This window comes from Alkalihalobacterium elongatum (assembly GCF_019024285.1).
Classification (GTDB): domain Bacteria; phylum Bacillota; class Bacilli; order Bacillales; family Bacillaceae_F; genus Alkalihalobacterium; species Alkalihalobacterium elongatum.
In genome coordinates this window covers 124,078-148,651 of record NZ_WMKZ01000004.1, presented here as the reverse complement: position 1 = coordinate 148,651, position 24,574 = coordinate 124,078, and the positions used below count along the sequence as shown (strand labels likewise).

General features: G+C 36.2%; 21 protein-coding genes and 2 other annotated features. Of the genes, 19 read left to right on the top strand and 2 right to left on the bottom strand.

Annotated elements, in window-relative coordinates:
- The first annotated feature begins 201 nt into the window (after positions 1-201).
- The 8 genes from ytxC (at position 202) to GKP30_RS07900 (ending at position 8,503) form a co-directional block, all read left to right on the top strand.
- The gene (gene ytxC / locus GKP30_RS07935) at positions 202-1,068 is read left to right on the top strand and encodes a putative sporulation protein YtxC (RefSeq protein WP_216828892.1); all 867 of its coding nucleotides are present in this window, start codon (positions 202-204) and stop codon (positions 1,066-1,068) included.
- Positions 1,069-1,518: 450 nt separating this feature from the next.
- On the top strand, positions 1,519-3,459 hold the full coding sequence (gene thrS, locus GKP30_RS07930; RefSeq protein ID WP_216828891.1) for a threonine--tRNA ligase: 1,941 nt from the start codon (positions 1,519-1,521) through the stop codon (positions 3,457-3,459).
- A gap of 298 nt (positions 3,460-3,757) precedes the next feature.
- The gene (locus tag GKP30_RS07925) at positions 3,758-5,902 is read left to right on the top strand and encodes a sensor domain-containing protein (protein ID WP_216828890.1); all 2,145 of its coding nucleotides are present in this window, start codon (positions 3,758-3,760) and stop codon (positions 5,900-5,902) included.
- Positions 5,903-6,062: 160 nt separating this feature from the next.
- Positions 6,063-6,179: a sequence feature (ribosomal protein L20 leader region), on the top strand.
- 150 nt (positions 6,180-6,329) lie between these two features.
- On the top strand, positions 6,330-6,833 hold the full coding sequence (gene infC / locus GKP30_RS07920) for a translation initiation factor IF-3 (RefSeq protein ID WP_236034958.1): 504 nt from the start codon (positions 6,330-6,332) through the stop codon (positions 6,831-6,833).
- Positions 6,834-6,873: 40 nt separating this feature from the next.
- The gene (gene rpmI / locus GKP30_RS07915; RefSeq protein WP_034627113.1) at positions 6,874-7,074 is read left to right on the top strand and encodes a 50S ribosomal protein L35; all 201 of its coding nucleotides are present in this window, start codon (positions 6,874-6,876) and stop codon (positions 7,072-7,074) included.
- A gap of 34 nt (positions 7,075-7,108) precedes the next feature.
- Positions 7,109-7,468, top strand: a complete 360-nt coding sequence (gene rplT / locus GKP30_RS07910) for a 50S ribosomal protein L20 (protein WP_216828889.1) — start codon at positions 7,109-7,111, stop codon at positions 7,466-7,468.
- 124 nt (positions 7,469-7,592) lie between these two features.
- Positions 7,593-7,859 (top strand): DUF1294 domain-containing protein, encoded by a 267-nt coding sequence (locus GKP30_RS07905; protein ID WP_216828888.1) that lies wholly within the window; start codon positions 7,593-7,595, stop codon positions 7,857-7,859.
- A gap of 71 nt (positions 7,860-7,930) precedes the next feature.
- Positions 7,931-8,503, top strand: coding sequence for a TVP38/TMEM64 family protein (locus tag GKP30_RS07900; RefSeq protein ID WP_216828887.1), 573 nt, complete (start codon positions 7,931-7,933; stop codon positions 8,501-8,503).
- Between the two features lie 12 nt (positions 8,504-8,515).
- Here the strand turns inward: GKP30_RS07900 and GKP30_RS07895 are convergent, their stop codons facing one another.
- On the bottom strand, positions 8,516-8,914 hold the full coding sequence (locus GKP30_RS07895; protein ID WP_216828886.1) for a sigma-w pathway protein ysdB: 399 nt from the start codon (positions 8,912-8,914) through the stop codon (positions 8,516-8,518).
- A 233-nt stretch (positions 8,915-9,147) separates the two neighbouring features.
- Here GKP30_RS07895 and GKP30_RS07890 point away from each other — a divergent pair, with 233 nt between their 5' ends.
- Both GKP30_RS07890 and GKP30_RS07885 read left to right on the top strand, forming a co-directional pair.
- Positions 9,148-9,639, top strand: a complete 492-nt coding sequence (locus GKP30_RS07890) for a dUTP diphosphatase (protein ID WP_216828885.1) — start codon at positions 9,148-9,150, stop codon at positions 9,637-9,639.
- Between the two features lie 87 nt (positions 9,640-9,726).
- Positions 9,727-10,812 carry a M42 family metallopeptidase gene (locus GKP30_RS07885; protein ID WP_216828884.1) on the top strand — a complete coding sequence of 362 codons (1,086 nt, stop codon included), beginning with the start codon at positions 9,727-9,729 and terminating at the stop codon, positions 10,810-10,812.
- Positions 10,813-10,880: 68 nt separating this feature from the next.
- Here the strand turns inward: GKP30_RS07885 and sspI are convergent, their stop codons facing one another.
- Entirely contained in the window at positions 10,881-11,090 is a 210-nt protein-coding gene (gene sspI, locus GKP30_RS07880) for a small acid-soluble spore protein SspI (protein ID WP_216828883.1), read from the bottom strand.
- A 214-nt stretch (positions 11,091-11,304) separates the two neighbouring features.
- On the opposite strand from sspI, the gene GKP30_RS07875 reads away from it, so the two are divergent.
- The 9 genes from GKP30_RS07875 (at position 11,305) to GKP30_RS07835 (ending at position 24,289) form a co-directional block, all read left to right on the top strand.
- Positions 11,305-12,063, top strand: coding sequence for a TrmH family RNA methyltransferase (locus GKP30_RS07875; RefSeq protein ID WP_216828882.1), 759 nt, complete (start codon positions 11,305-11,307; stop codon positions 12,061-12,063).
- 68 nt (positions 12,064-12,131) lie between these two features.
- Positions 12,132-12,372, top strand: a binding site (T-box leader).
- Between the two features lie 219 nt (positions 12,373-12,591).
- Positions 12,592-13,626: a phenylalanine--tRNA ligase subunit alpha gene (gene pheS, locus GKP30_RS07870; protein ID WP_216828881.1), complete on the top strand. Its 1,035-nt coding sequence runs from the start codon at positions 12,592-12,594 to the stop codon at positions 13,624-13,626.
- Between the two features lie 12 nt (positions 13,627-13,638).
- A complete protein-coding gene (gene pheT, locus GKP30_RS07865; RefSeq protein ID WP_216828880.1) occupies positions 13,639-16,065 on the top strand; it encodes a phenylalanine--tRNA ligase subunit beta in 2,427 nt (808 codons plus the stop codon).
- 492 nt (positions 16,066-16,557) lie between these two features.
- Positions 16,558-16,833: a cell division protein ZapA gene (gene zapA, locus GKP30_RS07860; RefSeq protein WP_216828879.1), complete on the top strand. Its 276-nt coding sequence runs from the start codon at positions 16,558-16,560 to the stop codon at positions 16,831-16,833.
- Positions 16,826-17,365 carry a CvpA family protein gene (locus GKP30_RS07855; RefSeq protein ID WP_216828878.1) on the top strand — a complete coding sequence of 180 codons (540 nt, stop codon included), beginning with the start codon at positions 16,826-16,828 and terminating at the stop codon, positions 17,363-17,365. The genes zapA and GKP30_RS07855 overlap by 8 nt, the downstream gene beginning before the upstream one ends.
- 252 nt (positions 17,366-17,617) lie before the next feature.
- Positions 17,618-19,330, top strand: a complete 1,713-nt coding sequence (gene polX, locus GKP30_RS07850) for a DNA polymerase/3'-5' exonuclease PolX (RefSeq protein WP_216828877.1) — start codon at positions 17,618-17,620, stop codon at positions 19,328-19,330.
- Positions 19,331-19,363: 33 nt separating this feature from the next.
- Entirely contained in the window at positions 19,364-21,724 is a 2,361-nt protein-coding gene (locus GKP30_RS07845) for an endonuclease MutS2 (protein ID WP_216828876.1), read from the top strand.
- 21 nt (positions 21,725-21,745) lie between these two features.
- On the top strand, positions 21,746-22,159 hold the full coding sequence (locus GKP30_RS07840) for a DUF350 domain-containing protein (RefSeq protein WP_216828875.1): 414 nt from the start codon (positions 21,746-21,748) through the stop codon (positions 22,157-22,159).
- Positions 22,160-22,570: 411 nt separating this feature from the next.
- Positions 22,571-24,289, top strand: coding sequence for a long-chain-fatty-acid--CoA ligase (locus GKP30_RS07835; protein WP_216828874.1), 1,719 nt, complete (start codon positions 22,571-22,573; stop codon positions 24,287-24,289).
- The last annotated feature ends 285 nt before the right edge of the window (positions 24,290-24,574 follow it).

Here is a 24,574-nt window from a genome sequence, read left to right as displayed (position 1 = left end):
AAAATATAATCTTTTAACACAGTCGAACAGAATAGGATGACAAACGCTTATTTAGTTTTTATACGAATAAGCGTATTTTTTAGTTCTTTTTTTTATAGCTTGTCATAGGAATGAATTAGAATGATTTGTCATGCACGAAGGCTTACAACCGGGAAACGGTACAATATATTGTTTAATTTATCGGTTAAGGGGGATTTACCATTGATTGCCATTCAATTTGAATCTCAGCAAGATTGCCAGCAGGTCTATAATAAACTTACCCGGTATATGTCTAAATATACTCAATTAGGTTTGGAAGTAATGTTAGACATAGAGGAGGGTGAAGAAGCAGCGACGATATTCATCCATTATGAGGATAAAACAATTGATTTCTATGATTCATTTCATCCTTTGTTAGCTTCGGTTCTTTCTCAACATGTAATAGAAACGAAAGAAGAGGATTGGTTATTAGAGATTATTGAAGAAATGTTTCACTTTAAAGATCCAGAGGAACAAGAGCAAATATTAAGCCTTGCCTGTGAGATTATTAATGGAGATCGTGATGATATTCCAACGATCCATTGTTTTTCAGAGCGAGAAAATTTCCTGTATGAAGCGTTCGCCAAAGGAATTGACGAACACACCGTATTTTATTATGAGCCTTTTTTGACATTTCGTTTAAAAGATTATGGAGAAATATTAATTGATTGTATTGAGATTGCTATTGATGAATATTTACTAGAGCAAGAGTATCAAAATATTGTAGAAAGCCTTCGTTATTTTATTAAAACAGCAGCTAAGAATATGAAAGAACTTCATCTAGTTCATGATGGACAGTTTTCTTTTTATAATAGTTCATTTAAAGAGATTAGTAGAGAAGAAAAGGAATTTTTTCTTGAGAGTGCTTTAGTATTTGAAGGCGAATTAGACATAGAGGAAATGGTTGTTTCACCGCTTGTAAGTATCAATCCTGAAATTCTTCACATTTATACTGACGATGTTGACCAAGGAATTATTTATACTTTACAAACGATTTTCCAAGAAAGAGTGATCATTTATCCTTTAGGTGTCTTTCAACGAGTAACATAAAAATTTTATAATATTTCAAACGAAAACTTGATTTTCTTTCATCCACTTCATATAATTACTTACATATCAAATTTAATGATGTGTGATGTAATGATAAGGACATGAGTCTTCGTTTACGGTTCCCAGAGAGGGTAGCACTGCTGCGAACTACCTAACACGGAATGTCGACTTACCGCCTTTGAACATTAGCAGGGAAATTATAGTATCTGCTGACGGCTCCAGACCGTTATTCTGATGAATTGAGCTATAATTGTGTTTTTATTGCATATTCATACTATAGATTCTCAACTGTCTAATCGATAGTATTGAAATGAAGCTTTCCTACCACATTGTTTGGTAAAAAGCATTGCAGTTATGGAAACAAGGGTGGAACCACGAGACTAACACTCGTCCCTTTTTGGGATGGGTGTTTTTTTATTTGTGTAAAAAAGAAAAATAGGAGTGAGTAAGATGTCTGATGTATTGCAAATTACATTTCCAGATGGTGCTGTAAAGGAGTTTCCTGCGGGAACATCTACAGAAGATATTGCAGCATCCATTAGCCCAGGACTAAAGAAAAAATCGATTGCTGGTAAATTTAATGGTGAATTAGTTGATTTACGTACACCTCTTCATACAGATGGAAAAATAGAAATTGTTACTCAAGATTCGGTTGATGCTTTAGAAGTTATGCGCCATAGTACAGCCCATCTTTTAGCGCAAGCGGTTAAGCGACTATTTGGAGACGTAAAACTTGGTGTAGGACCTGTCATTGAAAATGGCTTCTATTATGATATTGATAGTGAAACACCAATTACAGCCGAAGATTTACCGAAAATAGAAAAAGAAATGAAGAAAATTGTCAATGAGAACCTAGACATTAATCGTGTAGAAGTAAGCCGAGATGAGGCAGTGGGACGATATAAAGATATTGACGATCAACTGAAATTAGAACTAATTGAAGCTATTCCTGCCGATGAAAAAGTTACGATATATGAGCAAGGCGAATTCTTTGATCTTTGTCGTGGTGTGCACGTTCCTTCAACAGGGAAAATTAAAGAATTTAAGTTGTTAAGTATCGCTGGAGCTTATTGGCGTGGGGATAGTAAAAATAAAATGCTTCAACGTATTTACGGTACAGCTTTCTTTAAAAAAGCCGATTTAGATGAGCATTTACGCTTGTTAGAAGAAGCGAAAGAACGCGATCATCGTAAACTAGGGAAAGAGCTTAGTTTATTTACAAATTCACAAAAAGTAGGACAAGGCTTACCATTATGGCTTCCAAAAGGAGCGACAATTCGTCGCCTCATCGAAAGATATATCGTCGATAAAGAAGTCCGCTTAGGTTATGATCATGTGTATACGCCAGTGCTTGGAAGTTCGGAGTTGTATAAAACTTCAGGACATTGGGATCATTACCGTGATAGCATGTTCCCTGTAATGGAAATGGACAACGAGGAACTTGTTCTTCGACCAATGAATTGTCCACACCATATGATGGTATACAAGCACGACATTCACAGTTATCGCAAACTTCCTATCCGCATCGCAGAACTAGGGACGATGCACCGTTACGAGATGAGTGGTGCAGTAACAGGTTTACAACGAGTTCGTGGAATGACATTAAATGATGCTCATATCTTCTGTCGTCCAGATCAAATTAAAGATGAATTTATTCGAGTGGTTCGTCTGATTCAAGAAGTATATAAAGATTTTGGCTTGAGCAATTATTCATTCCGCTTATCATACAGAGACCCTGAAGATAAAGAAAAATATTTTGATGACGATCAAATGTGGAATAAAGCTCAAGGTATGTTAAAAGAAGCAATGGATGAATTAGATGTAGAATATTTCGAGGCTGAAGGTGAAGCGGCATTCTACGGTCCGAAATTAGATGTACAAGTAAGAACAGCATTAGGAAAAGATGAAACTTTATCAACTGTTCAACTTGACTTCTTATTACCAGAACGCTTTGATTTAACGTATGTTGGTGAAGATGGTAAACCCCACCGACCAGTCGTTATCCACCGTGGAGTCGTTTCGACAATGGAGCGTTTTGTAGCGTTTTTAATTGAAGAATATAAAGGGGCTTTCCCTACTTGGCTTGCACCAGTCCAAGTTCAAGTTATCCCAGTATCACCTGACGTTCATTTAGATTATGCGAAACGAGTAACTGAAGCTTTACAAGCAGAGGGGATTCGCGTGGAAATTGACGAACGTGATGAAAAGATCGGATATAAAATCCGTGAAGCGCAAATACAAAAAATCCCGTATATGCTCGTTCTAGGGGATCAGGAAATTGAAAACGAAGCAGTAAATGTAAGAAAATACGGAGAACAAAAGTCAATTTCAGTTTCACTCGTTGATTTTGTTCAACAGCTTAAAGAAATCGTTGAAAAACGCGGTAAATAACATATAGAAGAAAGGCTGACTTGATACCATTATAAGTCGGCCTTTTTTTATTTACTTTTACTTAAGCTTAATGGGTGTATAGATAGTACTATAGTAGTAATATTTATTAATATTTTTTTAACAAATAGGAACTATTACTAAAAATTACCTGTTAATATACGCGAAAATAAATTAAAATAGTAGTAATTTATTTAAAAATAGAACTATAGGACTATTATTTTAATAATTTTGCTTTATATAGTTTTTCCCGATAGATCAATTAACTAATAATAGACAGATTTTTTGAGGGGGAGTATCTGTGAGTAATAAAAATAGAATAGATGGACAAGGTTTACTCACAATTTTTGACGAAGTAAATAAAAATATTAAACTTAACGATGAAGGGAAAAAAAGTTTTAAACAGTTACAAGATTATATAACAGTATTAAACGACTCTTCCATTTTAGCTGTTACAGATGGCGATGGGATCATCGTTGATGTTAACGATACATTCTGTAAAATTTCACAGTATTCTAGAGCAGAGCTCATAGGGAAAAATCATCGTGTTTTAAAGTCTGGCTACCATGGCAAAGCCTTTTATAAAGATTTATGGGAGACGATTATGAAAGGCTTAGTATGGGAAGGTGAGATTAAGAACCGCAGGAAAGATGGAACCTTCTATTGGGTTAAAACAGTAATTTATCCATTCTTAGATAGCACTGGGAAGCCTTATAAGTTCATCACAGCAAGAACGGATATTACGAAGGGGAAAAAGTACGAACAGCGCTTGCGTGAAAGAATGAAGAATGATTTTACACATGTTGTAAGAAACCTTCATAATCTAGTGTTCAAAGTCAAAAAAATAAACGATCAATTTGTGTTTACGTTATTTGACGGGCAGTTAGTCAAAGTCTTAGGCTTAAATAGTAAAGATATTATTAATAAGTCCATTGCTGAAGTTTTTTCTATTGAAAGTACAAAGACGTTAGAAGAACAATTCAGGAAAGCTTATTATACAGGGGAAAATATTTCTTTTGAATTCATGGATAATAAAGAATACTACCATGTAACGTTATCTCCCATTCTTAAAGATGGGGTCGTAACTTCCATTGTTGGCTCTGTTAGCGAATTAACAGAACTAAAGAAATCAGAATTAAAAATAGCGCACATGGCTTATCATAATCATATAACGGATCTCCCTAATCGGATGAAATTAATAGAAAATCTAAAGGATGAAATAGAGCAAACGAAGAGGGGAAAATATAATAGGTTAGGTGTAATATTGATAGATCTCGATCGATTTAAGCACATAAATGATACCGCTGGTCACTTAGTTGGCGATGCAGTCATCGCCGAGGTTGGTAATCGAATTTCAAATCTTCCTCTAGCTGATCTTGTAGAAGAGGTAGACTTGTATCACTTAGGTGGAGATGAATTTGTTTTAATGATCAAAGGATATCAGTTGGCAGATGTAGATAAGGTGATTTCACACCTCTATACAACACTTGAGAAACCATTTCCATATAAAGATGTGGATTTTTATTTAACTTTAAGTGCAGGTGTTGGTTTATTTTCACCAACAGATCAACTTGAGGCTGAAGAGGAGTTACTCAAACAAGCCGATTTGGCGTTATTGAGAGCAAAGGATGAAGGTAGAAATTCGTGTAAAATTTTTTCGCCGCAAATGAACGAAGATCTAATCAAGAAAATTGAAATTGAAAGTGATATTCGTAAAGCTTTAGAACGAGATGAGTTTGTTCTATATTTTCAACCACAGTTAAGCTTAGAATCGGGTCGAATAATTGGGGTGGAAGCGCTTATTCGTTGGATTCACCCAACTAAAGGGTTAATATCACCAGCAGAGTTTATCCCAGTGGCTGAAGAAACCGGATTAATTATTCCGATTGGCGATTGGGTTCTTAAAAAGGCTTGTGCATATGTGAATGAATGGAGATCCTTAGGAGTTCTTAACTTAAAGATGTCAGTAAATATTGCGACTAGTCATTTTAAACGTCGGGATTTTTCTGAAAACGTAGTAAAAATTTTAAAAAGCGCTAATATCAATGGAAGTGAAATTGAGCTTGAAATTAATGAGAGCAGCCTGATGGAGAACACAGCAGATACGACACGAACTCTTCAAGAGTTAAGAAATCATAATGTAGGGATATCAATAGACGACTTTGGCACAGGCTACTCATCATTAGGGTATTTAAAGACCTTTCCAATTACTACATTAAAGATCGATCAGTCTTTCATAAGGGATTTAATGAGTAACGGTGAGGATCGCGCGATTGTTACGACCATCATTAATTTAGCTAAGAACTTAAAGCTAGAAGTTGTCGCTGAAGGGGTTGAAACGGAAGAAGCACTTAACTTTCTTAAGGGTGAAAAATGCGATGTAATGCAAGGATATTACTATAGCAAACCGTTACCAGCCGAACAGTTTATTGAATTTATATCGTAAATTGAAAGGCTTTTCATATTCTTTGTTATTCGATCCAAAATTCATTCATATTACAACAAGCAGCCCAAAGACTAAAACAAATGTTTTCGCCTTTTTTATAATATATGTTTGACATAGTGAATAAGCTGTGATAAATTAGGAAAGTAATTTAATTAAGGACATTTACAAGCAGGAGCGCCCGCTTCTCACCTGATTGACGCAAGAGCTGTTAACAGGTTATGATTAGTTTTTAAAGGATCAGTGTGGGCGTAGTATGCGTTCACGCTTTTTTTATTGAAATTGAACGCTGAATATCAGCAAGACTTCAATCGAAATCGGTATACCAACATAGACATACCTTTTAAAATGAAGTCTTTTGAGAACTAGCGCATGAATGCTTTGTCCGTGTTTTAAACTCACTTGGAGGTGGCTCATTATTAGTAAGGACATGTTGATCAATGAGGCCATTCGCGCCCGTGAAGTACGTCTCATCGGTCCAAATGGCGATCAAATTGGAGTTAAGTCGAAACAAGAAGCTTTAGAAATGGCACAAAAGGCAAATCTTGATTTAGTTATGGTTGCTGCTAATGCAAAACCACCAGTGTGCCGTATCATGGATTTTGGTAAGTTTAAGTATGAGCAGCAAAAGAAAGACAAAGAAGCTCGTAAAAATCAGAAAGTGATTAATATTAAAGAAGTACGTCTCAGTCCGACGATTGAAGATCATGACTTTAATACAAAACTTCGTAATGCGAGAAAGTTCCTTGAAAAAGGTGACAAAGTTAAAGCTGCTATCCGTTTCCGTGGTCGTGCAATTACTCACTCTGAAATTGGCCGTAAAGTGCTAGAGCGATTAGCGACAGAGTGTGAGGACATTGCGATTGTTGAGGCAAAGCCTAAAATGGAAGGCCGAAGCATGTTCCTAGTACTTGCTCCTAAAAGTGATAAGTAATAGTACGTCAACGAAGAACGATTAAGGGAGGAATAAACAAATGCCTAAAATGAAAACTCATAGAGGCGCTGCTAAGCGTTTTAAGAAAACTGGTTCTGGTAAGTTAAAGCGTTCGCACGCATTTACAAGCCACTTATTCGGTAACAAGTCACAAAAACAAAAGCGTAAGCTTCGTAAAGCAGGAATGGTTCATTCTGGTGACTTCAAACGTATTAGAGAAATGTTAACATACAAAAAATAATCGCAAAAGCTAAAGAAACAAGGAGGGAACTACAATGCCAAGAGTAAAAGGCGGATATGTAGCTCGTCGTCGTCGTAAAAAGGTATTAAAGTTAGCAAAAGGTTATCACGGTTCCAAACACCGTTTATTTAAATCAGCACAAGTACAAGTAATGAAATCATTCTTATACGCTTACCGTGACCGTCGTCAAAAGAAGCGTGACTTCCGTAAATTATGGATCACTCGTATTAACGCGGCTGCTCGTATGAACGGATTATCTTACAGCCGTTTAATGCACGGTTTAAAAGTTGCTGATATCAACGTTAACCGTAAGATGCTAGCTGACTTAGCGGTAAACGATGAAAAAGCATTTGCAGAATTAGCTGCAAAAGCAAAAGCAAGCTTAAACGCATAAGTAGAACTCACTTAGTGATAGATCTACTTAGTTTAACGGATAAATAAACAATAAAAGGGTACTGGTATTTTTACTAGGCCCTTTTTTATTTATTCACATACATTTTTTGCTGAAGGTGAGAACCATGCTCTATATTGCTTCATATTTTATTGGTATAAATATTATTGGCTTGTTGCTAATGAATTTGGACAAACGTTGGGCTATTCATGGAAAGCAGAGGATAGCAGAGCGGACCCTTTTGGTGTTTGCTATTTTAGGAGGCTCAATCGGAGTATTTCTTGGGATGAAGCAATTTCGTCATAAGACGAGAAAACCAAAGTTTAAATTTGGTTTACCCTTTATTTTAATTATTCAAGCTACGATATTATTTTTATTAAATAAATATTATTAAATTTGAATCGTATCTAGATATATGTTTTCATAGAATAGAATAAGGCGAATGCCAGTGAAAGGGGGTACGTAGTGGAACATTCATTGGATTCCATTCAGTTTGTCATTGAGGAAAGTGGATGGTTAGCCCCTCTATTTTTTATATTGCTTCATGTTCTTAGGCAAGTATTTTTTATTCCTGTTATTTTGGTTTGCCTACTAGGTGGTTACTTATTTGGTGTGTTTTATGGAACAATCTATTCGTTGGTTGGTTTAACGTTTACGAGTTTAGCATTCTATTTAATTGCGAAAAGGTTTCCGAAAGTAACGACTAAGCTTTTCTATCTAAAAAAGAAATATTTTGGCTCATACCATAAAATGAGTTTAATGCAAATGATGATTATTCGTTTAATGCCCTTTATTCATTTTCATTTAATTTCATTATATTTACTAGAAATGTCTAAAAGCGTAAAGGAATATACGAGATATTCATTTTATGCTTGTATCCCACCAGCGTTTGTTTTCACGGCTTTTGGTCATATGATCCATGAAATGCCTCTAGCGATTAGTTTGACATTAATTGGCGTATTATTTGTGGTATTTACAATCCTTGGTAAAAAAGAAGTTACGTACAAGTGGAATGATTTTTTTACAGCCAAATCATAAAAGGAGAATAGTTCACTGTGAACTATTCTCCTTTTTCTTTATAAATTCTTTTATTGGACTTTTCCATTCAATACCAGCATTTGGATAATGAATAAGTATTTCTTTTTCAATAACCCCAAAATCCTCGTGGTCTAGACCTTGTAATAGCTCTGGATTTTTTACCCATACTTGTACTGAAATCACTTCAAATGCTTTATCTGTCGTTCCTAAATATTTTTCTCCCTCAAACAGAACACCTTTATATGTTACTAGGAAATTTTTGCGAACATTTTGCTTTTCATCATGAAAGTGAAATTGCTTTTTCTCATGAGCAAGTTCAAATTTCCGTTTCGGATTTGTAATGTATTTAATCGCACTATATATAATGACAATAAAAGCAATAATAATTAATAAGCGAAATAGTAAGACCATTATACCCCTCCTATTCTTGGTCAACATTCTTAATCTTATATACGATTCAAACGATAAAAGGTTGCACATTTGCTATAATATTAGTAATTAATTTTTTTATATCTTTTGGCTCTTTTTTCAATGATTTTCTTAAAAAAAGGCCAATATTAACAAAGCTTAACGAAACAACCTTTTATTTTATCTTATACTACTAAGATAAAGAATGAAAGTATTTAAAAGGAGAGAAATCTACTGTGAATGTAAAAAAACTGTTTGACATGCAGAGGCAGTTAAATGAACGAATTATTAAAGAACATCAGCTTGAAGGCCGCAATTTATTACCTGAACAAATCCTAGCATTAGAGGTTGAGCTTGGAGAATTAGCCAACGAAACAAGATGTTTTAAATATTGGAGTCATAAACCACCTGCAGACCGTCACATCATATTAGAAGAATATGTAGATGGGCTTCATTTTATCCTTTCATTAGGAATTGTACTCGATTTTGAAAATGTTCAACTTCTTACAAGGCAATATGAAAAGGATAATTCATTAGTCCAAACTTTTCAGCGTGTATACGATTTAATTACGAAGCTGCATGAACAACAGACAAGTGAAAGCTATACAGAGTTATTTGATTATTATTTAATCCTTGGGGAAAATTTAGGGTTTTCAAATGAAGAAATTGAGCAAGCTTATTATGAGAAGAATGAAGTAAATCATAAGCGGCAAGACGAAGGGTATTAGAGAGCCTTTGTAGAAGAGATTGTTTGAGTATCGAAACACTTTTCGTTTATACTAGAATGGAATACATAAAAGGGAGGGCATTTACATATGGCAAATTTAGATCCAACGTTACAAATGCTAAAAGAATTAACAGATGCTAACGGGATACCTGGTAATGAAAAAGAGCCTCGTGAAGTCATGAAGCGCTTTATTGAACCATATGCAACTGAAGTCTACACTGATAATTTAGGAAGCTTAATTGCAAAGAAAACTGGTTCTCAAGAAGGACCGAAAATTATGGTCGCTGGACATTTAGATGAAATCGGTTTTATGGTAACAAGCATTGATGATAAAGGGTATCTACGTTTTCAAACTGTTGGCGGCTGGTGGGAGCAAGTTATGCTCGCACAGCGTGTAACGATCATGACGAAAAACGGCTATGTACCTGGTGTTATCGGTTCAAAGCCACCACATATTCTTTCTCCTGAAGTACGTAAAAAGCCTGTTGATAAAAAAGATATGTTTATTGATATCGGTGCTTCAAGTAAAGAAGAAGCAATGGAGTTTGGAGTTCGTCCTGGAGATGCGGTAGTCCCAGTTTGTGATTTTACAGTAATGAAAAACGAAAAATACTTAATGGCAAAAGCATGGGATAACCGTATTGGTTGTGCAATTGCGATTGAAGTACTTAAACAACTAAAAGATGTAGATCATCCAAATACTGTATATGGTGTAGGAACAGTACAAGAAGAAGTTGGTTTACGTGGGGCTAGAACGTCAGCACATTTAATTCAACCAGATATCGGCTTTGGTGTTGATGTAGGTATCGCAGGTGACACACCAGGAGTAAGCGAAAAGGATGCACTAGCTAAAATGGGTGAAGGTCCACAAATCATTATGTACGATGCATCAATGGTTTCTCACAAAGGTTTAAGAGATTTTGTTACTTCAACAGCTGAAGAAAACAACATTCCTTATCAATTTGATTATGTTGCTGGTGGTGGAACAGACTCTGGTGCAATTCATTTAACAGCTAATGGGGTTCCGTCCCTTTCTATTACAATTGCAACTCGTTATATTCACACACACGCAGCAATCCTACACCGTGATGACTTCGAAAATGCAGTAAAACTTATCGTAGAAGTTATTAAGAAATTAGATACGGATACAGTTAAACAAATTACATTCGATTAATACTTATTAACCAAAAAAGTGTCTGGCACCTTAATAAACATAGGAGCCAGACACTTAAAATTTAACCATTATCTTTGTAAACCAGTTGTAATTTGAGTAACCATTTGCTGTTTTTGATCTTCACTTGCATTTCTCCAATAAACTTCAAATAAAACACCTAAGCCAGGTAACATTTTTTCCTCACCGCTAGCCATTGCATCTGTAATAGTTGCTTCTACCTGATCTTCACTGCTTCCTTGAACATTCGCCAAAATAGCCCCTCTTAAATTAAAGCTCATCGCTAAGCACTCCTTCGTTAAGTAGATATTAAATCTTTCCTAGTTTGTGAAATTTTTTAGGGATTATGTATAATTTGGAGGGTATAATTATAAAAAAGAGAGGAAGTTCAAAAAGTCCGAGCAAACTGTGCTCCTCGAAGCTACACGGCCTCGAACTTTTGTCCTCCTTTTTGAAATAATTAGTATGCACTTTGATAAAGATGAGGAGTTTGTAATGAATCGAATTGAGTCAGCTAAAAATCCAAAAATAAAACATTGGAAAAAGTTACATACGAAAAAAGGACGAGATACGGACAATCAATTTCTAATTGAAGGAACGCATCTAATAGAAGAAGCTCGTAAATCTGGCATAAATCCAATAGAATTAATAATCTCTGAAGAATATGATGTGCCAAAAAGCTGGTCTGATTGGCAAGTTTCAATTACATATGTTACGGATCGTGTCATGATGGAATTAAGTGAAATGAAATCGCCTCAAGGAGTTATTGCGATTTGTCAGCAACTTGATCATCAACTTGTTCCTAGTAAAGGAAGATATTTATTGATCGATGCCGTTCAAGACCCTGGGAATTTAGGTACAATAATACGTACCGCTGATGCAGCTGGGGTTGATGGAGTAGTATTAGGTGAGGGATCAGTTGACCTTTATAATGGAAAAGTCATTCGATCTACGCAAGGGTCTTTGTTTCATCTCCCTATCGTAAAAGGGAATTTACTAGAGTGGATCGAGGAGATGAAGCGTGCAGAAATTTCTGTATACGGAACAGCTCTTGAAAATGGTCAAGACTATAAACAAATAGATGCACCATCTTCCTTTGGTTTAATCGTTGGAAATGAAGGAGAAGGTGTTTCAAAAGAGCTATTAAAAGAAACGGATGCCAATTTATATGTCCCCATTTATGGGCAGGCAGAATCATTGAATGTGGCAATAGCCACTGCGGTCCTACTATATGGATTGCGAAAGGAAGAATAATTGGACTTGCACTGTGTGTCATTTTTTTCTATACTTTAATAAGTTTAATATTACATATTGCCATATTGTTAAAAGCGATGAAGGAGAGTAGTAGGCTGTCAATCGCCATCTAGGGAGGAAATGTCTTAGACTGAAAGCATTTCTATGGATGATACAGGTGAATTCACTCTTGAGCTAGCACTGGAACATAAGATTTTTATTTTATTAAGTCTTATTAAAGTGTTTTCGGTTTAAGCCGTTATCTAATGAAGTGAGTAATAGAGGATTCTATTACTAATAAGGGTGGTACCACGAGCCATCGTCCCTTAATTTGGGGCGATGGCTCTATTTATTTTTGAAATAAATAAAAATTTAGCTAGAGTATTGTCTAGCTCTAGCGCCCAGCGTCTAGTGAATTCGTTCTCCTTCTTATGATAGGTCAAAATCGCTCACATTTGATCACCGTTTATCATTTATCTCATATGGAGGGCTCCAGTTCATACGTCGCTAAATTCGCGTTTACACTTTTCTTACAAGGAGGAAACATACATGAAAGATCGTTTAGAAGGTCTAAAAAATGAAGCGCTTGAAAAAGTAGCGCAAGCCGACAATTTAAAAGCTCTACAAGACATTCGTGTCGCTTATCTAGGAAAGAAAGGTCCGATTACTGAAGTATTGCGAGGGATGGGACAGTTATCAGCAGAAGAGCGACCACTTATTGGGCAAATGGCTAATGATGTTCGTGCTGCGATTACTGAAAAGCTTGAAGAAAAAGTATCTCATCTAGAGGCTCAAGAAGTAGAGCGTAAGTTAGCAGAGGAGAGTATCGATGTTACACTTCCAGGTCGTCCTGTTGCCAAAGGAGCTCGTCATCCATTAACGGCAGTTGTCGAGAATGTTGAGGATGTTTTTATCGGAATGGGATTTGAAGTTGCTGAGGGTCCTGAAGTAGAGACAGACTACTATAACTTTGAGGCATTAAATTTACCAAAGGACCATCCAGCGCGTGATATGCAAGATTCTTTTTATATTACAAATGAACTTTTATTACGTACGCATACCTCTCCTGTACAAGCACGTACGATGGAAAAATACAAAGGACAAGGTCCAGTTAAAATTATTTGTCCAGGAAAAGTATTCAGACGTGATGACGATGATGCGACGCACTCACATCAGTTTATGCAAATTGAAGGTCTTTACATCGATGAGAATGTTCGTATGAGCGATTTAAAAGGTGTCCTTGATACATTTGCAAAGCAATATTTTGGAGAAGATCGTACAATTCGCCTTCGTCCAAGCTTCTTCCCATTTACAGAACCATCTGTTGAAGTTGATGTTTCTTGTGGAATTTGTGGTGGCAAAGGTTGCCGCGTTTGTAAGCAAACAGGTTGGATTGAAGTATTAGGAGCTGGAATGGTTCACCCAAGTGTACTTGAGATGGGTGGCTTTGATCCGAAGAAATATAGTGGATTTGCTTTCGGGATGGGTGTTGAACGCCTTGCGATGTTGAAGTACGGAATTGATGATATCCGTCATTTCTACACGAACGATTTACGTTTCTTAGAACAATTTAAACAGGTGTAAGGAGGAGAGAATATGTTAGTTTCTTATAAATGGCTTCAAGAATATATTGATGTAGCAGATTTAACGCCAAAAGAAATTGCTGACAAGTTGACAAAAGGCGGAATTGAAGTAGACATTATTCATTCACTGAAAAAAGGAATGAGCGGAGTTGTTGTCGGTCATGTGGTGGAATGTACACAGCACCCGAACGCAGATAAATTACGAGTTTGTAAAGTAGACGTAGGTGCAGAGGAAAACCTCCAAATTGTTTGTGGTGCAGCGAATGTTGGAGCAGATCAAAAAGTAGCAGTTGCCACAGTTGGGGCAGTGTTACCAGGTAACTTCAAAATTAAAAAAGCAAAGTTACGTGGTGAGTTATCACAAGGAATGATTTGTTCACTTCAAGAGTTAGGGATTGAAGGAAAGTTAATTCCTAAAGAGTTTGCTGAAGGTATCTATAATTTCCCTCAAGAAGTTGAGCCTGGACAAGATGCACTTGAAGCTCTTAATTTAACAGATGAAGTTTTAGAATTAGATTTAACACCGAACCGTTCAGATTGTTTAAGTATGTTAGGTGTTGCCTATGAGATGGCTGCATTGTTAGGCCGTGAAGTAAAGCACCCAACAATTGCTGAAACACCTAGTAACGAAAAAGCTTCGGATTATGTGTCAGTTCAAGTGGAAGCATCAGAAGACAATCCTTATTACGGTGCGAAGATCATTAAAAATGTAAAGATTGGACCTTCACCTTTATGGTTACAAAACCGCTTAACTGCAGCAGGTATTCGTCCAATCAGTAATGTTGTCGATGTAACAAACTACGTCCTTATTGAATATGGCCAACCGCTTCATGCGTTTGATTATGATCGCTTTGGATCAAAAGAAGTTGTTGTACGCCGTGCTCATGATGGAGAAGAAATTGTAACTCTTGATGATGAAACGCGTAAGCTAACGGCTGACCACCTAGTCATTACAAATGGTACAGAAGCAACTGCAGTAGCAGGTGTTATGGGTGGAGCGTCATCGGAAGTGCAAGATGATACAACGACAATTCTTTTAGAGGCAGCATATTTTAACAGCCAAACGGTTCGTAAAGCTTCGAGAGATTTAGGCCTTCGCAGTGAATCAAGCATGCGCTATGAAAAAGGCGTTGATCCTAAACGAGTTCGTGAGGCAGCTGAGCGAGCAGCGCAGTTAATTGCTGAATTAGCTGGTGGCGAAGTTGTTGGAGGTATTGTTGAAGCAGATACATTAGATGTACAGGAGCGAGAAGTAACGATTTCAACTGAAGAAGTTAATCGTCTTCTTGGAACAGCCTTAACGACAGAGGATATAGCAAAAATCTTTGATCGCCTGCAATTCTCATATGTCCAAAATGGAGAAGAGTTTGTCGTAACTGCTCCTACAAGAAGAAATGATATTTCGATCACTGAAGATTTGGTTGAGGAAGTTGCAAGATTGTTTGGTTATGATCATATCCCAACAACATTACCAATTGGTTTAACAACACCAGGAGGATTAACGCACTACCAAGCTAGTCGCAGAAAAGTTCGACAGTCTTTAGAAGCTGCAGGACTATATCAAGCGATCACATATTCGTTAACGACACCTAATAAAGCGACGGGACTAAGTAAAGAAAATGAACATTTAACACCTGTCAAACTCTCAATGCCAATGAGTGAAGACAGAAGTACGTTAAGAACAAGTCTTATCCCGCATTTACTAGATGTAATTAGTTATAACTTAAATCGAAAAGTAAACAATGTATCAATTTACGAAGTAGGTTCTATCTTTTTATCAGAAGAAGAGGTAGTAACAAAGCAACCTGTTGAAAAAGAAATGGTGGCTGGAGCGTTTACTGGTGTTACTCTTAGTCATTTATGGCAAGGAGAAAAGAAAGTTGTTGACTTTTTTGTAGCTAAAGGTGTTGTCGAAGCGTTAATTTCCGAGCTTGGCTTAAGTCATGCCGTTACTTTCGAACAAGCGAAAAAGCCAGGACTCCACCCAGGACGTACAGCTTCCATCATGTTAGACGGAACTGAAGTTGGATTTATTGGCCAAATTCACCCTACATTACAAAAAGATCTTGATCTAAATGAAACCTATGTGTTCCAAATGGATTTAGAGCAATTGTTAACTTATGAGCAAGAGGATGTAGTTTATGAACCGATCCCTAGGTTCCCATCGATCTCACGTGATATCGCACTTGTTGTTGATGAAACCGTTCAAGCAGGAAAAGTACAACAGGTGATTGTGACTGCAGGTGGACAGTTATTAAAGAATGTTCAACTGTTTGATTTATATCAAGGAGAGCATCTTGAAGCTGGTAAAAAATCATTAGCATTTTCTTTAACATATTTCGACCCAGAGAGAACGCTAACGGACGAAGAAGTAAGTCAAGTACATCAAAAAGTTTTAGATCATTTAAAAACCGAAATCGGAGCAGAGCTACGAGCATAAGCTCAAATAAGAAGCAGATGGAATTATATCATAATTCCATCTGCTTTTTTCTAGTTGTTAAACAATTATGATGATAAAAGCGCTTAGGATCATAAAACCTGAAATTAGGATCATAAAACAAAAACTCGGATCATATGTAGCCGAGTTTGGATCATAAAACAAAAGTTACGATCAAAAGAAGCCGCGCTTGGACCATAATATCTCGAACCATAAATTAAAAGTTTGCATCAATTTTTTGCACCCCATTTAAAGGATAAATAGTCCCCATCTCACATTATTACTCTACTGAATAAAAGCTCTGTTCCCATTTTTTTCTTAAAATTGAATACATTTTATTGAAATAATTAGAAAAAATCGTTAGAAATGATGAATAGGCTTGGCTTTATATTTTCAACACCGACGCTTCGTGTTATGATAGAAATTAGGATTTTTTAAATTGTTTAGAATGGAATATGCACGAAGCCAAAGAAGATCGTGATAGGAGGCTTTTGGGTGTCAGAGAGAGAAACTGAACGAACTCGAACGACTGTATCAATATACGGCCAGCAATATACGATTGTTAGTGAAGAGGGAGCTGCACATGTAAAAGAAGTAGCTCAATATGTAGACCAAAAAATGAAAGAGATTAGAAAACGTAATCCACTGTTAGACACTACTAGACTAGCAGTTTTAACAGCACTTAATGTGGCTGATGATTATGTTAAAATGAATAAAAAGTTAGAACAACTAGAAGCGAAATTAAAGGAAGAGGACAAAGAAGATGTTTAGTTTACTAATATTTTTTATATTGATTAGTAGTTTTTTTATTGGGCTGAGAAGAGGTTTCATCCTTCAATTAATCCACCTCGTTAGTTTTTTCGTAGCATTAATTGTTGCTTATCTTTATTATGGAGAACTAGCTTCGTATATACGCTTATGGATACCATACCCACAGTTTTCAAGTGACAGTGCATTTTCAATGTTTATAGAAGCTTTTAACTTCGAAAGTGTATATTATTCTGGAATTGCTTTCGCGATTTTATTCTTTGGAACAAAGATTGCATTACACATTATAGGTTCAATGTTAGACTTTGTAGCTCATTTACCAATTTTACGTACGATCAATGGTTGGTTAGGTGGAGCTCTGTGCTTCCTAGAAGCTTACTTAATTTTATTTATCTTGCTTCATGTTGCAGCACTTCTACCGATTGAGTTTGTTCAAGACCAATTACAAAAATCATCACTTGCACATCTGATATTAGACTATACTCCATTTTTATCAAGTTGGATTAAAGAAATTTGGATTAATAATAAGTTGTAAAACTGGGCGTGATACAAATGCTCAGTTTTTTATTTGATTTTTACAGAGTATTATTTGTATGATCATAAAGGTAGATAATAATGATGTCAGGATTGTTATATTGTCACTATTTATATACTTTTTTAATGCGTTGTTAAATTCCAAATTCAACTATATCAAAAATCCCTAAAAAGTAGTGTGGAAGTATCCAACTATGTGGAACAGAGCACTGGATAGAATATTGTAGAACGACCAATAGAAAGGACGAGGAATATGAATAAGAAAGAAGTTATTAAAGTACTCGAACTTATTGCAATATATATGGAAATCAAAGGTGAAAACTCGTTTAAGGTCTCGGCATATCGAAAAGCAGCTCAAGCATTAGAAAGTGATGAGCGAACTTTAGCAGAAATTGAAGATCCATCTAAATTAAAAGGGATCGGAAAAGGTACAAGTGAAGTCATTCTTGAGTTAAAAGAAACCGGGACATCGACATTATTAAAAGAACTTCAAGAAGAATTGCCTTCGGGATTAATTCCGTTATTAAAGTTACCTGGTCTAGGGGGTAAGAAAATTGGAAAGCTCTATCAAGAGTTAAATGTAACAGACCTTGAGAGCTTAAGAGCTGCTTGTGAAGCTAAGAAAGTTCAAGTGCTTGCTGGCTTCGGTAAAAAAACAGAAGAAAAGATTTTAGCTGCAATAGAAGAAGTAGAAAAACGCCCAGAGCGTTTTCCGATTGCGTATGTTCTTCCAATTGCTGCAGAAATTGAAGCACAGTTACGTAATTTCGATCATATTGAACGGTTTTCAAGGGCTGGTAGCTTACGAAGGTTGAGAGAAACAGTGAAAGACCTTGATTTTATCATTAGTACGAATGAGCCAGAAAAAGTAAAAGAACAATTATTGAGTCTTCCTCGCATTGTTAATGTTGTTGCAGCAGGCAGCACAAAAGTCTCGGTGGAATTAGGGTATGATTATCCTGTAGGAGTTGATTTTCGCCTCGTAAAACCTCATGAATTCGCAACAACACTTCACCACTTCACAGGTTCAAAAGACCATAATGTGAAAATGAGACAGTTAGCGAAAGAACGTGGAGAGAAAATCAGTGAATATGGAGTTGAGAATGTAGAAACTGGGGAAGTAAAGACGTTTGAAACAGAAGAACAGTTTTTCAAACATTTTAACCTGTGCTTTATTCCTCCAGAAGCACGAGAAGATCAAGGTGAGGTTGAGACTTCGAGAGAAAAATTAGAGCTAATTGATATCAATGATATAAAAGCAGATTTGCATATGCATACCACGTGGAGTGACGGCGCTTATTCAATTAAAGAAATGGCTGAAGCGGCTCGTGCAAAAGGTTACTCGTATATTGCAATCACTGATCATTCACAGTATTTAAAAGTAGCCAACGGATTAACGGAAGAACGTTTAATCGAACAAATGAAGGAAATTAAAAAGGTAAATGAAGAATACGACGACTTTAAGATTTTTACAGGGATAGAAATGGACATATTACCTAATAGCACCCTCGATTACTCTGATGAATTATTAGAGCAAGTTGATTTTGTTATTGGATCGATCCATTCGTCTTTTTCACAAGATCGCGAAACAATTATGAAACGATTAACAACTGCATTACGTAACAATCATGTAGACTTAATCGCTCATCCAACTGGACGCTTAATTGGACGAAGAGCAGGCTATGATGTAGATATTGAAATGCTAATTGAGTTAGCAAAAGAAACGGATACAGCACTTGAATTAAATGCAAATCCGCATCGCCTTGATTTGTCTGCAGAGTGGTTAAAGAAAGCGCAGGATGCTGGGGTAAAATTATCAATTAATACAGACGCTCATCATTCCGACCATTTTGATTTTATGGAAATAGGCGTAGGTGTTGCAAGAAAAGGAATGATAAAAAAGGGAACAGTGATAAATACGTATACACTAGAAGAGTTTGAACGATTTATTAATCGTCATCATTAAAACGTATGGTCGACTAGAAAGGAGCAATCGCTCGTGCAAGAAAGAGTAATTAGAGTCTTAGAATATAAAAAAATGAAGAAGCAGCTTGTAGAGCACGTTTCTTCCTCATTAGGTAGATCAAAAGTAGAACAGCTTATCCCTTCAACTTCAATAGAGGAAATATCACAAAGACAAAACGAAACGTTTGAGGGAACAAAAGTATTAAGATTAAAAGGACAAGCACCTTTAGGGGGCATTTTTGATATTAGAGCTAGTGTAAAAAGAGCTGGTATTGGAGGAGCTCTTTCTCCGTCAGAGTTAATTGAAATTAGCAGTACGATCTATGGTGGACGAAGATTTAAACATTTTATTGAAGATTTAACTGAAGATGGGGTAGAAATTCCGTTATTACAAAAGCTGGCCGAAAATATTGTTCCATTAACAGACCTTGAACGTGCCATTAAACAATGTATTGATGACTACGGTGAAGTATTAGATTCAGCTAGTCCAGCATTACGAACGATCCGTCATCAAATTCGTAGCTTTGAATCGGGGATCCGCTCCAAGTTAGAAAATATTATCCGCTCTTCTTCTACTCAAAAAATGCTTTCAGATGCTCTTATTACAATTCGTAATGATCGCTTTGTTGTACCAGTGAAGCAAGAATACCGTGGATCATTCGGTGGAATTATTCATGACCAATCTGCCTCTGGCGCCACATTATTTATTGAACCACAAGCAGTTGTTACGATGAACAATCAGCTTAGAGAGGCGAAGGCAAAAGAAACGAAAGAAGTAGAACGGATTTTAGCAGAATTATCTGCACATGTCGGTGAGCATACTGACGATCTGCTTGTGTATGTTGATATTTTAGGTGACGTTGATTTTATTTTTGCAAAAGCTCACTATAGTAAACGCCTTAATGCTGTTCAACCGAAATTAAATACGGATGGACAAGTTCAGTTGTTCCAAGCGAGACATCCACTGATTCCTGGTGATGAGGTCGTACCTATTGATGTGGAATTAGGAAAAACGTTTTCTTCGCTAATTATTACGGGTCCAAATACTGGGGGAAAGACAGTTACCTTAAAGACGATTGGCTTACTGACACTCATGGCACAATCGGGCTTACACATCCCAGCCGAGGAGGGATCGGAGACTGCTGTGTTTCAATCTGTATTTGCTGATATAGGTGATGAGCAATCGATCGAACAAAGTTTAAGTACGTTCTCTTCTCATATGGTCAATATTGTTGATATTTTAAAACAGGTAGATCATGAAAGTCTTGTTTTATTTGATGAACTAGGAGCTGGAACCGACCCAACAGAAGGGGCAGCTTTAGCGATTGCTATTTTAGATCATGTATATCGTTGTGGGGCAAGAGTTGTTGCCACAACGCATTACAGTGAATTAAAAGGCTATGCTTATAATCGAGAAGGTGCGATGAATGCAAGCGTTGAGTTTGATGTAGAGACGCTTAGACCAACATATCGCTTATTAATTGGCGTACCAGGTAGAAGTAATGCGTTTGCTATTTCTAGAAGGCTCGGTTTATCAGAAGAAATTATTGATTTGGCAAAGGCACAAATTAATACGGAAAACAGCCAAATTGAAAATATGATCGCATCACTAGAGGAAAGCAAGAAGTCTTCCGAAGCTGAATGGGTAGAAACGATAAAGCTAAGAGAAGAAGCAGAGAAATTAAGAAATGACCTCATTGAAAAATTAGAACAGCTAGAAGATGAGAAGGATAAAGTATTCGCTGAAGCGGAGAAAAAAGCCGAGGAAGCTGTCAGTAAAGCACGACAAGAAGCAGATGAAGTTATAAAAGAGCTTCGAACTTTACAAAAAGATGCTAATGTCATAAAAGAACATCAACTTATTGAAGCGAAAAAGCGTTTGGAAGAAGCGGCACCGAACTTACAGAATAAAAAGAAGCAACAAAAGATAAAGAAGGCAGCTAAACAACAGGAACTTAAGCCAGGGGATGAAGTTAAGGTTATTAGTTTTGGACAAAAAGGTCATATCGTTGAAAAAGTTAGTGATAAAGAGTACCAAGTACAACTTGGTATTATGAAAATGAAGGTACATATTGACGATATTCAATATGTGGATCGTCCAAAACTTGTAGAGACAAAACCGTTAGCGACCGTTAAAGGTAATAATCATCATGTAAAACCTGAGCTTGATTTAAGAGGACAAAGGTATGAGGAAGCATTAATCAAGTTAGAAAAGTACTTGGATGATGCGTTACTAGCTGGCTATCATCAAGTATCGATTATCCATGGTAAAGGTACAATGGCTCTCCGAAAAGGAGTTAAAGAGTACTTAAAAAAACATCGACATGTTAAATCTTCTCGAGATGGTGGGATGAACGAAGGCGGACTTGGAAATACGGTTGTAGAATTCAAGTAGATAAAAAGGCGGTTATTATGAATGGAAACTCTTTTTGAAAATATTTATATTCAAACCGCAGCTTACTACAGTGTCTCTGTACTCGCAATTATTGTTTTTCTAGCGGTGTTTGAACTAGTAACAAAATATAACAATTGGGATGAAATTAAAAAGGGAAATATCGCTGTTGCCTTAGCGACAGGTGGAAAAATATTTGGGGTAGCTAATATCTTCCGATTCTCCATCCTGCACAACGATTCATTACTTGAAATGCTTGGATGGGGGATCGTTGGTTTTGTTCTTTTATTACTATGTTATTTTATGTTTGAATTTTTAACACCAAGCTTTAAAGTAGACGATGAAATTGCTAATGACAATCGTGCAGTCGGCTTCATTGCGATGACTATTTCTGTTGCTCTATCTTATATTATTGGGGCAAGTATTATTTCGGCGTAAAAAGGTAGGAGGCATTAAGGGTGGAAACACTTTGGAAAGTTTTAATGGTTCTATGTGGAGTTTTTATTCTAATTGGAGTTATTTTTATGTTATTAAATTTATAGAATAGTATTATTTAATTAGTTGTGTTAATGCATATATGAAATGGAATGAAATGTATGAGAAACTGCAATTTCTCAAAATATTTCATTCCATTTTTTTATGCACATTTCTAGAATGAGTTTTAGTCAAAACAATTTAGTAGTTATAAAGGGGAAAAAGTGTTCATGATAGGAATATTTCTATATTTCTATCATTTTTTTCTAAAAATTTTAATAAATCAGTTTAATTTTGTAACCGTTTACAATACAATAGAGTTAGAGAGGGAATGGGTTGGAAAGGAGACTTAATATAAAAGGGAGGTTTTTAACTGTGACAACAACGGTTGAAAAGCGTTGGCTCGAGCATTATCCAGCAGAAATACCTACATCAATTCAATATCCTGAAAGAAGTCTTCAATCTTTTTTGAAAGAAGCTGCAGAGCAGGTTCCCGATAAAAAGGCGATCCACTTTATTGGAAAAGAATTGTCTTACCAAGAACTTTATACGTTAGCAAAAAAGTTCGGAAATCAGTTACAAAGCCTTGGAATAAAAAAAGGTGATCGAGTTGCCATAATGCTTGCAAATACTCCGCAGTCCGTCATCTGTTATTATGGAGCGCTCATGGCAGGGGCGATAGTAGTCCAAACCAACCCACTTTATGTAGAGCGGGAAATTGAACATCAGTTAAATGACTCTGGCGCAAAAGTCATGGTTTGTCTTGATTTAGTTTATCCTCGTGTGGCGAAAGTACGTAATAAAACTAACCTTGAACATGTTATCGTAACAGGTATTAAGGATTATTTACCTTTTCCAAAAAATTTAATTTATCCTTTTATCCAAAAGAAAAACACAGGTATATCAGTTAATATTTCATACGATTCAAAGACAATTAACTTTGCTGAGTTTCTTAAGGCAGGATCAGAAAAGGAACTGGATACAAAAGTTTCACCTAAAGAAGACTTGGCATTATTACAATATACTGGAGGAACAACAGGTGTAGCTAAAGGAGTTATGCTGACTCACCATAATTTAGTTGTAAATACAACACAATGCTTACATTGGATGTATAAGATGAAAAAAGGAGAAGAACGTGTTCTTGCTGCACTCCCGTTCTTTCATGTTTACGGAATGACTGTAATTATGAACGTATCGATAATGTATCAATCTAAAATGATTGTTCTTCCAAAGTTCGATCCAAAAGATGTATTAAAAACGATTGAAAAACAAAAGGTTACGATGTTTCCAGGTGCACCAACAATGTATGTGGCACTTATCAATAATCCTGAAATTCAAAATTATGATCTCTCATCTATTGAAGTTTGTCTTAGTGGGGCTGCTCCATTACCACTTGAAGTTCAACAAAAATTTGAAAAACTATCGGGTGGAAAGCTCGTTGAAGGGTACGGGTTAACTGAAACATCTCCAGTAGCTATTGCAACACCGATTTGGGGGAAACGTAAGGAAGGAAGTATTGGTATTCCATGGCCAGACACTGAGGCAGCCGTTTTATCTGCAGAAACGGGTGAAATCGCAGGACCAGGTGAAGTAGGAGAAATTATGGTCCGTGGTCCGCAAGTAATGAAAGGTTATTGGAACCGACCAGAAGCAACAGCTTCAACGTTTAAAGAAGACTGGTTCCTAACTGGAGATATGGGCTATATGGATGAAGACGGATATTTCTATGTCGTAGACCGTAAAAAGGATATGATCATCGCTGGCGGATTTAATATATATCCTCGAGAAATAGAGGAGGTTTTATACGAACATGAAAAAATCCAAGAAGCTGTTGTCATTGGTGTACCTGATCCGTATCGTGGTGAAACGGTCAAAGCATTTGTCGTATTGAAAGAAGGAGCGAGTTTGACAGAAGAAGAGCTTGATAAGTATTGCCGTGAACATTTAGCTGCATATAAAGTTCCTAAACTGTATGAATTTAGAAAAGAATTACCAAAGACGTTAATAGGTAAAATCCTAAGGCGAGTTCTCGTTGATGAAGAAAAAGCTAAACTAGAAGAAAAATCGAATGAGGATACACAGCAAACATCATAAGTTGTAAAGTGGCTGCCAGAGAGCGGCCACTTTTTTCATTTTGGGAAACTATTTTAATGGATATGAATGATGCTTGATCTTCAGTCCAACTTGTGAAAAAGTTATTTTCACAAAATGATTTTTTGAAATCAGTAATACGAGGAGGAGGTAATTTATTCTAGATACCCCAAAATTCTACTAAAAGAAGCATTGGAAGTATACAAATAACTATTTTTATATAAAAAAATTCAAAAAATTTTCAAAAAAACTATTTTAAAATGAACGAACATTCAGTACAATAGTCGT